Source organism: Paenibacillus sp. Soil522 (genome assembly GCF_001428245.1).
Lineage (GTDB): Bacteria > Bacillota > Bacilli > Paenibacillales > Paenibacillaceae > Pristimantibacillus.
Window position 1 is genome coordinate 47799 of record NZ_LMRV01000013.1, and the last position, 13888, is coordinate 61686.

Here is a 13888-nt window from a genome sequence, read left to right on the forward strand (position 1 = left end):
GTCATCCCCCAATTTCAGCTAAAATGCGGTCTGCACCGCGTGCTATGAGCGCAGCTGCAACATCCCGTCCAAGCTGCTCAGGGTCCGTACCCTGCTTTATTTCCTTCAGAATCGTTGAGCCGTCTGGCGAGCCGACCATCCCTGTCATTACGAGCTGGCGCTTCCCGTTAGGGCCTTCATCTTCTTCGCCGAGCACGCAATATGCGCCAATCGGTACTTGGCAGCCACCGTTCAGAGTGCCCAGAAAGCTGCGCTCAGCGCGTACAGTCAGCTCGGTCTCGTTATCGTTGATTAGTGCCAGCAATTCCCGAATCTGCTCGTCGTTCTCGCGGCATTCAATGCCTAGTGCGCCTTGACCTACAGCAGGCAGGCATACATCTACAGGTATATTCGAGGAAATGCGGTCCTGCCAGCCCATGCGCGTAAGCCCTGCAGCGGCGAGCACAACCGCATCCAAGCCTTCGGTTTCCATTTTACGAATACGGGAATCGATGTTTCCTCGAATGGATTCCAGTTGAAGATCCGGCCTCGCGTTTTTGAGCTGGCTCGAACGACGCAGGCTGCTCGTTCCCACACGCGCGCCAAGGGGCAAATCATCCATGCTGCTTCCCTGGCGCATGACCAGGCAATCTCTTGGATCGACACGCCTCGGAATCGCGCCATTCATTAACCCTTCCGGCAGCTCGTAAGGCATGTCCTTCATGCTGTGAACGGCCAAATCAATTACCCCGTCAACGAGCGCTTGTTCGATCTCCTTCACGAATAAACCTTTGCCGCCAACCTTGGACAGTGTGACATCGAGTATGCGGTCACCCTTTGTCACTATTTTTTTCACCTCGAAGGTATAATCGAAGCCATGCTTTTCGCTGATTCGTTTCAGTTCATCGATGACTTGTCCCGTTTGTGTCAATGCGAGTGCGCTTTGCCTTGTTCCTACAACGATCACTCGCTGCCTCTGATTTGTTGTTGCCACTATGTAAGCCCCCTGTCTATCCGATGAAGCAGGCTTTGCAGCCACTCATCTATGTCAATGTTGTTCCGCTTCTGCTGCAAGACCTCTTCGGCCGCAAGCTTCAGCACGTTCTGCCTGTCCTGTTCATCAAGTATCCTGCTTCGTGCTCGTTCACGCAAGCGGCGAAGCCGCGCAGTTATTTCTTCATATTCCGGTCCATATTGCTCTGCCAGCTCCTGCTTAACTCGCTTCGACAAAGCGGGACTTGCGCCCGAAGCGGTAACAGCAAGCAATAAATCTCCCCGCCTGACGATGGAGGGAGAAATAAATGAGCCGCTGCTCGATTCATCCGCCGCATTTACCAAAATGCCAAGCCGTTCCCCTTCAGCCGCTATCGCCGCATTAACCCGGTTATCATTTGTTGCTGCAAAAACCAGCCATGCTCCTAACAGGTCAGCTTCCCTGTACTCGCGCTGCAAGCTGCGGATCTTCCCCTCAGAGGCAAAGTTCTCAATTGCCATTGTGAACGAAGGGCTGATTACCCATACATCATCGGCTCCTGCTTCCAAAAGCCCCATCAGCTTTCGCTGAGCGATGCCGCCGCCGCCAATGACAACGCACCGTTTGCCTTTCAGCTGTAAAACGACCGGATAAAATCCATTCATTGAGGCAGTACCTCCCAGCTAACTCGTTCGACTCATTAATGAAATGAGGAAAAATAATTGGAAAATAAATTTAAGAGAAGCAAGCTGAATGAGAAAATATACAACCTTGCCAATTGAAAGCCGGGCCGTTTCAGCCTTGCTCTCTGATAGACGTAAATAATATACATGATCAAGGTTCCAAATGAAGACAGCACCTTCCAATCAAGCAGCAGCGCAGCCCGCCCTTCGACGAGCAATGAGGTCACCGCTATTGCGAGCGACATCGCCAGCAGCGGGACGCCGATAATGACCGCCCGATCCCCATAGCGCTCAATGATGTCTAAGCTCGGCAGCCGACGCACGAAGTTGGTCCATCGCTTTCGTTTTAACTGATTATGCAAAAACATATACATTCCAGCGAATAAGGCTCCAAGCGTCAGTGCCGCGTATGCGCAGAGTACGAGGCTGATATGAATGTATAACAGATCTCTTGTCGTTTCCCAAACCGCAAGCGATTCGCCTTCACCAGGGTTGCTGTAGAGGTTGAGCGCTAACACCGCAAAGCTGATTACATTTACAAAGAACACGACAAAATCAATTTTTATAAACCGGTTAATAACTAACGATATCGTGACTAAAAGCCAGGAAAAGCCTAACCAGTACTCAAACGCCGTTACAGCGGTCATTTGCAGATGGGATACGATGCGGGAAACAAGATAACCAGTCTGTAAAACCCAAACAAAAATAAGCAGCCCTGTACCTATCCGTTTTGCTCTCCGACTTGCATTCATAAAGTCGGAGAAATAAAACAGCAGGCTCAGGGCGTAAATATAAAGTATCGCATCATATAAAAAGTTTTGCGTCACCATAGCTCCTCCACATTGCGGCCCTCTATCTTGTAATAGGTGCTAATACCGCCGCGGCTGCATGGGGTTGAACGTTTTTCTTTTTTGCTGCAGCGACAGTATCTGTTGCCGTTTCAAGCTCCGCTTGACGCGTCTTAACAAGCTCATTCTCCAGCGCAAACAGCTTGACGAACATATCCATCGCATCGTCTGATCGTTTCTCGCCGGCCATTTCTTTGATGCGAATAATCGGATCCTGCATCATTTGATTAACAATGCTCTTCGTTAGCTTGCGGATGACCTTGAGCTCATGCTCGTCAAGGTCAGGCAGCTTATTGGTCAAGCTATTCATCGTTTCCTCATGAATGCTTGCCGCTTTCGTTTGCAGTGCTCTAATAAGAGGTACGACGCCAAGCGTTTTATACCATTGCTCAAACAGATCAATTTCCTCGCTGATCATGGCTTCGATTTTGGCAGCCTCCTGACGGCGATGCTCCAGGTTACTCTCCACAATGCCTTCCAGATCATCAATATCGTACAAGAATACGTTCTCGACTGCGGCAATCGAAGGATCCAAATCACGCGGAACCGCAATATCGATCATGAAAAGCGGCTTCGCTTTTCGCCGCTGCATCGCAGCAGCAACCTGCTGGCGTGTCAGCACGAATCCATCCGAGCCTGTAGAGCTAATAATAATGTCCGCTTCGTGCAGCTTCTCGGCCGCTTCCTCCATGGACCACGCATAGCCGTTAAACTTGTCCGCCAGCTTAGCCGCCCGCTCGTAAGTCCGATTTACGACAACAACGCGGTCAGCACCGTTCGCGTACAAGTGCTTAGCCGTAAGCTCGCTCGTCTCGCCCGCACCGATGACCATCACCGTTTTTTTGCTGAATTGGCCAAAAATCCGTTTTCCAAGCTCAACCGCAGCGTAGCTGACAGAAACCGCCGATTCACCGATCGTCGTCTCCGAATGAGCACGCTTGGCCATTGTGACGGCTTGCTTAAACAGCATGTTAAAAACGGTACCCGTAGTCTTCTGCTGCTGAGCGAGCAGAAAGGCATTTTTCACTTGGCCTAATATTTGCGTTTCACCAATGACCATCGAATCAAGCCCGCTCGTGACCCGAAATAAATGATCGATTGCCTTCTCATCCTCGTACATATATAAATGGTTCGTAAATTGCTCTCTAGGCAACTTAAACCACTTCTCCATAAAGCTCCGAATGTAATGCCCGCATAGATGGTGCCTGTCTACAACTGCATATAGCTCCGTACGATTACAGGTCGCTACTATGACACATTCCATTATGCTTTGTGTCTGAATGAGCTGCAGTACTGCCTCCGGTAAATCCCGTTCCGCGAACGCAAACTGTTCTCTTACTTCTACGGGAGCTGTTCGATAATTCAGTCCTACTGCGATAATGTGCATGCGCGGTCACCTGCCTCCTTCTCTAGTGCGTATCTGCCATTGATGTTACCGATTATTATAGCATATTTAGACTTTCAGATAATGTTCATTTATGAATAATATTTGAAATGTACAGATTCATTATTCCCTTTTCATACAAAGAAATAACCATGGATGCAATCCATGGTTATTTCGCTATGACCGATAAATATTAAAGCTCTTAAACGAGCTCTGTTTTCTTCATTTTTGGCTCTTCCACTTGCAGTTCGCCCATACCGCGTACAAGCTTCTTCGCATATGTCGCTTTTGGCTTCAGTACAGCGAGCATATAGTCGATCGCAAGCTGAGGATCTACAGTTTCACCGCAGGTGTAACAGTCCAGTGCGGCAAATCCTCTCTCAGGATACGTATGAATCGAGAGGTGACTCTCCGACAGCAGCACGAGCACAGTTGCGCCTTGAGGATCGAATTGTTTCGCTTGAACCGACAATACAGTAGCACCACATGCTTCAGCAGCCTCTACCATGTGTGATTGCAAAAATTCAGCGCTGTTCAGTAGATCAAAGTCTACACCCCAAGTATCAACAGCAACGTGTCTTCCGAAAGTTGAGTATTCCATCTTCCGGTTCCCCCTTCCTAGGAATAAAATGTTTGAAAAATTTCATCCGCTAGGACCTACGTCATTCACTTCCCGAGGGATTAATCTCTCGCAACATAACTATGTCCTGAGTGAATCCTGGTTCCTATTATTATCATCAACAATCTTTTCAACGAGAATAAAAATAACATCTATCCGTGATAATTGCAACAGTTTTTTTTCAAAGGATGAAAATGGCATTTCGTCGCCGGCTCCGTTTTCATTGTATGACGTGACAGCTTATCGCGCAATGGGCTGACGGTCATCCCGCCATATTATTTTTAAATCGATTTACTATCAGAAATAAAAAAAGAAGCCGCAGCAGCGACTCCTCTATGCTCTTTACACTTACTCTACGGCATTAAGCTTCTAGAACGAAGAGCTTATGCGTCAAATCTGATAAGCGCTCATCGATTTTGGCAATCTCCTCCGCGACCTTCGTTTGGTTGCGAAGGTCAAGCAGCTCATTGACTGCACTTGCCACCAAGCCGATCTCATGCTCGATCAGTCGACTGTGGAATACACGTTCCAATTGACCTAGCGTATCCTTAAACTCGAACACGACACGCTCGCCTGTATTGGAGCTTTCGACAATTTGGTGAACGGAACCATTCTTATAATGATAGATCATCGTATAATGACTATAGATTCGGTTGACGATCGCGTTGCCGCGGAAAGCAGATAATGCTTTTCGCATGGCATTGGTCAGCCTTGGTTGTACAAGACGGCAAGATAGTACGCATACATAATAGTCTTGTTGACGCTCAAAGGTCAGTCGGACTTCTTCCCTCCCTGCCACATCTTCGAGAACGAGCTCCTGATTTCCATTATCGAGCACTAGTACCTGAAGGCGGATTTGTTGCTCTTCGAATAAACGGATAAACTCAGCCATCTCTTCATTCGTCAATTGCAGTTTGGCATTTACATACTCTGTGGCTAGCCGCTTAGCCATAAAAATCTCCTCAATTCTTTGAACTTGCACGCTTTGGTCTTGTTGCTTACATATATTATACGTGATCCGAGCATTTTATTCCTGCCGCCCATCCCCGATATTTACGCATATTCCACAGAATAACGGTAGAATTCACGAGGAATGCCGACTTTTTCACTGAATACTCTGCTTTATATAAGAACTTGCTGCACTTGCTACCTCATGTAGCAATCGCTTCCGTTATGACCTCCCAAAGCTGCTCCCGTCCCAGTCCGGATTCCGAGGAAAATAATACGACGGAATCGCGCGGGTCAGCTTCAATCGTTTTTTTAATCATCTTGATATGCTTGTCCCACTTCGATCTCGGAATTTTATCCGCCTTCGTTACAACGATGCAGGTCGGAATTTCGTAATGCTTCAGCCATTTATACATTTGTTGATCCTGCTGAGACGGCTCATGACGAATATCGATGACAAGCAGTTGAAGCTTGAGCGGTTCCCGGTCGCGAATGTAACGTTCAATCATTTCACCAAATTGCTCGCGCTGCGTTTTTGATACCTTTGCATAGCCATAGCCCGGAAAATCAACCAAATAAATCAGGTCGTTAACCCGGTAATAGTTGAGCTGCTGCGTCTTGCCTGGCTGCGAGCTCGTTCTAGCTAAGTTTTTACGTAAAATCAGTTTATTAATCAATGAAGATTTTCCGACATTCGAACGCCCTGCCAGAGCTATCTCTGGCAAGGCGTCCTCTGGGTATTGATGTGGTTTTACTGCGCTGATGACGAACTGAGCTTGTGTAATTTTCATAAAATCGGTGTACCTGCCTTCTCCCCCGTTTGAACCGGAAGCAACGCGTGCTGCAGCACTTCATCCATATGACTGACAGGAAAAAATTGCATATCATCGCGTACGCTATCGGGAATATCCCTTAGATCCCGTTCATTTTCTTTCGGCAACAGCACCTTGCGGATGCCTGCGCGATGCGCGGCGAGCGACTTTTCCTTCAAGCCGCCAATCGGAAGTACGCGGCCTCTAAGTGTTATTTCGCCTGTCATCGCTACTTCCTTATTTACATAGCGATTAGAAAGAGCCGAAATAAGTGCTGTTGCAATGGTAATGCCTGCCGATGGACCATCCTTTGGAATGGCTCCCTCCGGAATATGAATATGAATATCATTTTTCTCATGGAAGCTTGGATCTATGCCCAGCTCAATCGCTTTCGAGCGCGTATAGCTGAATGCCGCTTGAKCAGATTCCTTCATGACATCACCTAGTTTACCAGTTAACGTCAGCTTTCCGCTACCCGGCATTACCGATACCTCGATAACAAGCGTATCTCCGCCCACCTCTGTCCACGCAAGTCCGGTAACCGCACCTATCTGATTCTCGCTCTCCGCAAGGCCATAGCGGAACTTAGCAGGTCCCAGCCATTCCTTGAGAAGTTCACTCGTAACCTCAAGCGGCTCATTTGATTCCGTCTGTTCCTTAGATACAAAATGCTTCGCCGCCTTCCGGCAGACGGCTGCGATTTGCTGTTCCAAATTACGGACGCCGGACTCACGCGTATACTCCCTAACGAGCTGCAGCAGCACTTCTTCCGATACGATGAGCTGCTCCTCTGTTAATCCGTGCTCCTTCTTCTGCTTCGGCAGCAGGTAACGCATACCGATCTGCAGCTTCTCGAGCTCGGTATAGCCAGGAATATACAAGACCTCCATCCGATCCAGCAGCGGACGTGGAATATTGTGCATCGCATTAGCCGTCGTCACGAACATTACATTGGACAGATTAAACGGCACCTCGACAAAATGGTCGCTGAACGTATTGTTTTGTTCCGGATCAAGCACCTCTAGAAGCGCCGAAGCGGGGTCTCCACGGAAGTCCATGGCCATCTTATCGATTTCATCGAGCAGGAACACAGGATTTAACGAGCCGGCCGTCTTCATGCCTTGAATGATTCTTCCCGGCATAGCGCCTACATAAGTACGGCGGTGACCGCGAATCTCCGCTTCGTCACGCACGCCTCCGAGAGAGATGCGTACAAACTTACGGCCAAGCGATTTGGCGATAGAACGGGCAAGCGACGTTTTGCCGACGCCTGGAGGCCCTACCAAACAAAGAATCGGACCCTTCAGCTGTTTGACGAGCTGCTGCACCGCCAAATATTCAAGCACCCGCTCCTTCGGCTTCTCAAGGCCGTAGTGGTCATCATTAAGTATCGCTTCTGCCTTACTCAGGTTCAGATCATCATCCGTCGTCTTATTCCATGGCAAGGACAGCAGCCAATCGATATAATTGCGGATAACGCCGCCTTCCGCCGAGGTAGACGGCATTTTCTCAAGACGGTCGATTTCCTTCTCGATCTTCTCCTTCACCAGCTCCGGCACGCCCGATTCAGCCAGCTGTGACCGCAGTTCATCGACCTCGCCGGCACGTCCTTCCTTCTCGCCGAGCTCCTTCTGAATCGCCTTCATCTGCTCGCGCAAATAATATTCCTTCTGCGTCTTCTCCATTTGTTTCTTGACGCGCTGGTTTATTTTTCGCTCGAGCTCAAGCACCTCGCGCTCGTTGTTCAATATATCGAGCAGCTTCTCCAATCGCTCTCCGACATCGACGCTTTCAAGTATGTCCTGCTTATCCTTGATTTTGAGCGATAAATGGCTCGTAATAACATCCGCAAGCCGTCCCGGTTCATCGATATCAGATACAGCCGCATACGTTTCCGGCGTTACCTTCTTCGACAATGAAATATAATGCTCGAATTGATTTAAGACGGACCGCATAAGGGCATCCACTTCAGGATCATCCGTTTCCTGCTCCGGCAGCTCTTTAGCCATTACCTCGTAAAACTCGTCATTCGGCAAATAGTCCAAAATCTCCGCGCGCGAGACCCCCTCCACTAACACGCGAATCGTACCGTTAGGCAGCTTCAGCATTTGCCTTACCTTTGCGATAGTGCCGACTTTATATATATCTTCCTCCGTCGGCTCCTCAATGTTCACTTCAGACTGTGAACAAAGCAATATCATATGATCTTCGACCATCGAGCGCTCTAACGCTCGTACCGATTTGTCCCTACCCACATCAAGGTGAAGCACCATGCTGGGATATACGAGTAGCCCTCTGAGCGGAAGCAAGGGCAGCCGACGACCTTTCGATTTACTAGGTCCCACACCAGCACCTCCAAATATTAACGTCTACCCTAGTTTATCATTCTACGGAATCAGCCTGCAAATATGGAACGGCAGAAGCGATAAAAAGTTCTGTTCCAAGCGGGGCGTCCACCCGCACAGGAGATACTTCGGCAACCGGAAACACGTATTTAAACACTTCCTCCACTTTTTCAACCGGAATGACCTTAAGGCCTTCCAAATCCGCGAAAATCGCCTGCCAGTTCTCTCTCGGGATGATGACCGTCTTCGCGCCGGCTTGGAATGCTGCCTCAACCTTGGCTAATACGCCGCCAACGGGCTTAACGTTTCCATGAATGCCAACCTCGCCGGTCATCGCCAGCTTGTTATCGATCGGAATACCTTTAATCGCTGATGTAATAGCCGTAGCCATTGCGATTCCGGCAGACGGACCATCAATTGGCGTGCCCCCGGGAAAATTGATATGCAAATCGAAGTCCTGCGTTTTCAGCCCAATGCGCCTTAATACGGTCAGCACATTTTCAACCGAACCTTTTGCCATGCTTTTCCTTCTAAGCGTACGCGATCCGCCTCCCAGCTCTTCCTCGTCAACGACACCGGTAATGGTGAACTGCCCCTTTCCGGCAGTCGCCGGGATCGCGCTCACTTCAATCTCAAGCAGCGTCCCCATGTTCGGTCCGTACACGGCAAGTCCGTTCACGAAACCGATTTGCGGCGCTTCCGGCACCTTGCGATCGGGACGGGGCGGAATTTGGCTGCTATTCACGACCCACTCCATATCGCCCGCAGAAATGCTATCCCGCTTCTCCGATAAAGCGACGCCGGCTGCAAGCTGAATGACATTTACAGCTTCACGTCCGTTTGTCGCATAACGCTTGACGACTTCAATCGCTTCAGGACAAGGCGCAAAGCCGATTTTCTTGACTGCATTTTCCGCAACCAATCCAATTTCCTCAGCAAGCAGCGGACGGAAAAACACCTCCATGCAGCGTGAACGGATGGCTGGCGGAATCTCCTGCGGCGAACGGGTTGTCGCTCCGACAAGACGGAAATCAGCAGGCAGGCCGTTTTGGAAAATATCATGAATATACACCGGTATATTCGAATCCTCTGAATTGTAATAGGCGCTCTCCAGAAACACTTTACGGTCTTCTAGCACCTTTAATAATTTATTCATTTGTACCGGATGCAATTCACCTATTTCGTCAATAAACAAAATTCCGCCATGCGCCTTCGTAACAGCACCCGGCTTTGGCTGAGGAATACCTGCTACGCCCATTGCGCCAGCCCCCTGATAAATCGGGTCATGCACCGAGCCGATGAGCGGATCGGCTATTCCGCGCTCATCAAAACGCGCGGTTGTCGCATCGATCTCTGTAAATTTCGCCTCTGGCAAAAACGGCGAGGAAGGATTTTTTTTCGCCTCCTCCAGCACGACACGCGCAGCAGCTGTCTTCCCGACTCCCGGCGGACCATAGATGATGACATGCTGCGGGTTTGCGCTGCACAGCGCCGCCTTCAAGGCACGCAGTCCATCGCGCTGACCTACAATGTCCTGCAGCGCCTGCGGTCTAGTCTTCTCTGCAAGAGGCTTCGTGAGCGATACGCTCCTTAACTTCCGCAGCTTGTCCATCTCCTTCCGCGATTCCCGGTCAACTGCTGAGCGGTTCGTCTTCTGATTGCGCAGCAAGTTCCAGAAATACAAGCCAATAACGACAGCAAAAAAAACTTGAATCAACATCAATATAACACTTAAACTCATTAATAATCCGCTCCTCTCAAGCGAAAACGGCTGAAGCCGTCTTAGTAGTACAGGCTTATGTTCATATAAGCAACCTATCCGTAATAAGCATCCGTAATTGATAGTATTGCCTCTACAAAGTGGTAATAACCGTTAGTGCAGTTATTTTTCGCGGGCCTGGAAAGGAAGCGGACGAACCGCTTTAAAAGAACAAAAAAAAAAGACTTACTCACGTCAATAACCTGACGCAAATAAGCCTCTTATTCGATTAGGCCGGTGTATGATGCTTGCGGCCTGGAATTTCACCGGTCGCTTCAAACACGCGTACGATTTCGTCGATTTCCTTCTTAAGCTCGTTTAAAAGCTCAGCTTCCGGCACTTTACGAATCATTTCCCCGTAACGGAACAGCATGCCTTCTCCTCTAGCTCCTGCGATACCGATATCAGCCTCGCGAGCCTCGCCAGGGCCGTTAACGGCACAGCCGAGCACGGAAACTTTAATCGGCACTTTAATTTTGGCGATATAATCCTCAACTTCATTGGCAATGGAGAACAGATCGATATCCAGGCGGCCGCATGTCGGACATGAAACCAGCGTGGCCGCGTTCGTAATAAGCCCGAAAGTTTTCAGCAGCTCGCGAGCGACCTTAACCTCTTCAACCGGGTCAGCGCTAAGGCTAATCCGTACCGTATTGCCGATTCCAAGCGCCAGCAATGCGCCGATGCCTGCCGAGCTTTTGATGGTGCCGGTATGCAGCGTGCCTGCTTCCGTAATGCCAAGATGCAAGGGATACTTGATTTTTTCTGCCGCCATGCTGTATGCAGCAATCGCCATCGGCACGTCGGACGCTTTTAGCGAAACAATAATATCGTGGAAATCAAGCTCCTCCAAAATACCGATATGAAAGAGTGCGCTCTCGACCATTGCTTCCGGCGTCGGATAACCATACTTTTCCAGTAGATGGTTTTCCAGCGAGCCGGCATTAACGCCTATCCGAATCGGAATCCCCTTGTCCTTGCAAGCCTTTACAACCGCTTCCACCCGCTCGCGGCGGCCGATATTGCCCGGATTAATCCGAACCTTGTCCACGCCGTTCTCGATGGCCAGCAGCGCTAGACGATAGTCAAAATGAATGTCCGCAACAAGCGGAATATGAATGCGCTTCTTAATCTCTTTGATCGCATCTGCAGCTTCTTTATTATTAACCGTTACCCGGACAACCTGGCAGCCGGCTTCCTCAAGGCGCAATATTTCCGCGACAGTCGCTTCCACATCCGCAGTCTTCGTCGTACACATACTTTGAATAATAACTTCGTTGCTGCCGCCAATCGTAAGATCACCGACTTTAACCGCTGCCGTATCTTGACGTAAGTACATAAGCTTATCTCTCCCATGAACGTCAAAGTCCACCCTTTGACTGGCGGCAAAAATAACCGCGCGGCTGGGTGGAAACAATGACGGTAGTCAAGCGTAAACGGCTGTAGCCGTCAAATGGCGGCAGAGCTCGTTTCGCGGTGAAAATATAAACTGCGTAAAAACGTAAACTTATATTCTCTTATCGTTGAACGCTTGTTTATGCGCTCTCTTCTTTCTTCTTACTCTTCTTAGCAGTAAGCTCAGGCATAATTTTGTCTTGAACCGTTTGTTCGGTTATTAAGCAAGTACTCAGGTCATCGCGTGACGGCACCTCGTACATCACTTCAAGCATGATGCTTTCGATAATCGCACGCAAGCCGCGGGCGCCTGTGTTCCGCTTGATCGCTTCCTTCGCAATGGCATCAAGCGCAGCCGGCTCGAAATCAAGCTTCACGTTGTCCATCTCAAGCAATTTTTGGTACTGCTTCACAAGGGCGTTCTTCGGTTCGGACAAAATCCGAACGAGTGCCGGCTCATCAAGCGGCTCGAGCGTTGAAATGATTGGCAGACGTCCAACAAACTCCGGGATAAGCCCGAATTTCAACAGATCCTCAGGCAATACCATCGTTAGGTATTCGCCAGCTTTCAAATCCTTCTGCAATTCGCCTGTGGAGCTGAAGCCGATAACCTTCTTACCGATACGACGCTTGATCAAAGACTCAAGCCCGTCGAACGCGCCGCCGCATATGAACAAAATGTTCGTCGTATCAATTTGAATGAACTCTTGGTGCGGATGCTTACGACCACCTTGCGGCGGAACGGATGCTACGGTACCTTCTAATATTTTTAGAAGCGCTTGTTGAACGCCCTCGCCCGACACGTCGCGCGTAATAGAAGGGTTTTCCGATTTGCGCGCCACTTTATCGATCTCATCGATATAAATGATGCCGCGCTCCGCTTTTTCCACATCATAGTCGGCAGCTTGAATGAGCTTGAGCAAAATGTTCTCAACGTCCTCGCCGACATAGCCCGCTTCCGTAAGCGAGGTAGCATCAGCGATAGCAAAAGGAACGTTCAAAATTTTCGCCATCGTTTGAGCAAGCAATGTTTTACCGGAGCCCGTAGGGCCTAACAGCAAAATATTACTCTTTTGCAATTCGACGTCTTCAATTTTGCTTCCGGAATTAACCCGTTTGTAATGGTTATATACCGCTACAGACAACGATTTTTTTGCAAACTCTTGGCCGATGACATACGAGTCCAGAATAGCCCGGATATCTTTCGGTTTTGGAATATCCTTAAGATCAAGCTCTTCCTCGTTGCCGAGTTCTTCCTCAACAATTTCGGTACACAATTCGATACACTCATCGCATATATAGACACCGGGACCGGCAACCAATTTACGCACTTGATCCTGCGATTTACCGCAGAACGAACATTTCAATTGGCCTTTTTCGTCGTTGAATTTAAACATGTTATCACCCCTTCGATTAAATCGTCGATACCGGTGCAGTAATCACCTTGTCAATCAAACCGTAGGCAAGAGCCTCTTCCGCGCTCATGAAATTGTCACGGTCGGTATCGCGGTCGATTTTTTCATAAGGCTGTCCGGTGCGATCTACGTAAATTTGATTTAACTTTTGTTTCGTTTTCAAAATCCAGTCCGCATGAATTTTGATATCAGAAGCTTGACCGCTTATGCCGCCAAGTGGCTGGTGAATCATAACCTCTGCATTAGGAAGCGCAAAGCGCTTGCCTTTCGCGCCCGCTGTTAGCAGAAGCGAGCCCATGCTTGCTGCCATGCCCATGCAAATCGTGGACACCTCAGGCTTAATATATTGCATCGTATCAAAAATACCCATTCCCGCAGTCACGGAGCCGCCGGGAGAGTTGATGTACAGATGAATGTCTTTCTCCGGATCGTCGGCCGCCAGAAACAGCAGCTGTGCAATGATGGAGTTTGCTACATCATCATCGATTGCGCTCCCAAGGAAAATAATACGGTCCTTCAGCAAACGGGAGTAAATATCGTAAGAACGTTCTCCGCGATTCGTTTGTTCGACTACGATCGGTACCAGATTCATGCGACCAACCTCTTTTCGTTTATGACTTTGGTTACTTACTTATTGTAACACGTCGTCGTAGTGATGTCATTTTTCCGATAATACAGTATACGGCGACGGCCGTTCGTTATGTACGGAGATTAGCCTCCACGGCAAG

12 protein-coding genes are annotated in these 13888 nt (G+C 49.0%); all 12 read right to left on the reverse strand.

Translation table 11 applies throughout. The features are described from left to right. Position 1 precedes the first annotated feature (1 nt). On the reverse strand, positions 2-976 hold the full coding sequence (gene hemC, locus ASG81_RS03125) for a hydroxymethylbilane synthase (protein WP_442952800.1): 975 nt from the start codon (positions 974-976) through the stop codon (positions 2-4). After that, entirely contained in the window at positions 973-1617 is a 645-nt protein-coding gene (locus tag ASG81_RS03130) for a precorrin-2 dehydrogenase/sirohydrochlorin ferrochelatase family protein (protein ID WP_056629108.1), read from the reverse strand. Before ASG81_RS03130 ends, hemC begins: the two co-directional genes overlap by 4 nt. A 35-nt stretch (positions 1618-1652) precedes the next feature. Then, on the reverse strand, positions 1653-2465 hold the full coding sequence (gene ccsA / locus ASG81_RS03135) for a cytochrome c biogenesis protein CcsA (RefSeq protein ID WP_056629112.1): 813 nt from the start codon (positions 2463-2465) through the stop codon (positions 1653-1655). Positions 2466-2487: 22 nt separating this feature from the next. Further along, on the reverse strand, positions 2488-3870 hold the full coding sequence (gene hemA / locus ASG81_RS03140; RefSeq protein ID WP_056629116.1) for a glutamyl-tRNA reductase: 1383 nt from the start codon (positions 3868-3870) through the stop codon (positions 2488-2490). A gap of 199 nt (positions 3871-4069) precedes the next feature. Continuing rightward, on the reverse strand, positions 4070-4468 hold the full coding sequence (gene speD, locus ASG81_RS03145) for an adenosylmethionine decarboxylase (RefSeq protein WP_056629118.1): 399 nt from the start codon (positions 4466-4468) through the stop codon (positions 4070-4072). A gap of 379 nt (positions 4469-4847) precedes the next feature. Continuing rightward, positions 4848-5438, reverse strand: a complete 591-nt coding sequence (locus ASG81_RS03150) for a hypothetical protein (protein WP_056629125.1) — start codon at positions 5436-5438, stop codon at positions 4848-4850. 199 nt (positions 5439-5637) lie between these two features. Further along, the gene (yihA, locus tag ASG81_RS03155) at positions 5638-6225 is read right to left on the reverse strand and encodes a ribosome biogenesis GTP-binding protein YihA/YsxC (protein ID WP_056629128.1); all 588 of its coding nucleotides are present in this window, start codon (positions 6223-6225) and stop codon (positions 5638-5640) included. Next, complete coding sequence (lon, locus tag ASG81_RS03160) at positions 6222-8591, reverse strand: endopeptidase La (protein ID WP_056629131.1); 2370 nt, start codon at positions 8589-8591, stop codon at positions 6222-6224. The genes yihA and lon overlap by 4 nt, the downstream gene beginning before the upstream one ends. A 37-nt stretch (positions 8592-8628) precedes the next feature. After that, positions 8629-10332, reverse strand: coding sequence for an ATP-dependent protease LonB (lonB, locus tag ASG81_RS03165; RefSeq protein WP_056629133.1), 1704 nt, complete (start codon positions 10330-10332; stop codon positions 8629-8631). Positions 10333-10579: 247 nt separating this feature from the next. Then, positions 10580-11689 carry a flavodoxin-dependent (E)-4-hydroxy-3-methylbut-2-enyl-diphosphate synthase gene (ispG, locus tag ASG81_RS03170; protein ID WP_056629135.1) on the reverse strand — a complete coding sequence of 370 codons (1110 nt, stop codon included), beginning with the start codon at positions 11687-11689 and terminating at the stop codon, positions 10580-10582. Positions 11690-11885: 196 nt separating this feature from the next. Further along, the gene (clpX, locus tag ASG81_RS03175; RefSeq protein ID WP_056629139.1) at positions 11886-13142 is read right to left on the reverse strand and encodes an ATP-dependent protease ATP-binding subunit ClpX; all 1257 of its coding nucleotides are present in this window, start codon (positions 13140-13142) and stop codon (positions 11886-11888) included. A gap of 16 nt (positions 13143-13158) precedes the next feature. Next, positions 13159-13752 carry an ATP-dependent Clp endopeptidase proteolytic subunit ClpP gene (gene clpP / locus ASG81_RS03180; RefSeq protein WP_056629141.1) on the reverse strand — a complete coding sequence of 198 codons (594 nt, stop codon included), beginning with the start codon at positions 13750-13752 and terminating at the stop codon, positions 13159-13161. Positions 13753-13888 lie beyond the last annotated feature (136 nt).

Bases quoted from the DNA above. Each gene is read 5' to 3' on its own strand.
- ASG81_RS03130 (WP_056629108.1), bottom strand. From the start codon at position 1,617: ATGAATGGATTTTATCCGGTCGTTTTACAGCTGAAAGGCAAACGGTGC.
- ccsA (WP_056629112.1), bottom strand. From the start codon at position 2,465: ATGGTGACGCAAAACTTTTTATATGATGCGATACTTTATATTTACGCC.
- hemA (WP_056629116.1), bottom strand. From the start codon at position 3,870: ATGCACATTATCGCAGTAGGACTGAATTATCGAACAGCTCCCGTAGAA.
- speD (WP_056629118.1), bottom strand. From the start codon at position 4,468: ATGGAATACTCAACTTTCGGAAGACACGTTGCTGTTGATACTTGGGGT.
- ASG81_RS03150 (WP_056629125.1), bottom strand. From the start codon at position 5,438: ATGGCTAAGCGGCTAGCCACAGAGTATGTAAATGCCAAACTGCAATTG.
- yihA (WP_056629128.1), bottom strand. From the start codon at position 6,225: ATGAAAATTACACAAGCTCAGTTCGTCATCAGCGCAGTAAAACCACAT.
- lonB (WP_056629133.1), bottom strand. From the start codon at position 10,332: ATGAGTTTAAGTGTTATATTGATGTTGATTCAAGTTTTTTTTGCTGTC.
- ispG (WP_056629135.1), bottom strand. From the start codon at position 11,689: ATGTACTTACGTCAAGATACGGCAGCGGTTAAAGTCGGTGATCTTACG.
- clpX (WP_056629139.1), bottom strand. From the start codon at position 13,142: ATGTTTAAATTCAACGACGAAAAAGGCCAATTGAAATGTTCGTTCTGC.
- clpP (WP_056629141.1), bottom strand. From the start codon at position 13,752: ATGAATCTGGTACCGATCGTAGTCGAACAAACGAATCGCGGAGAACGT.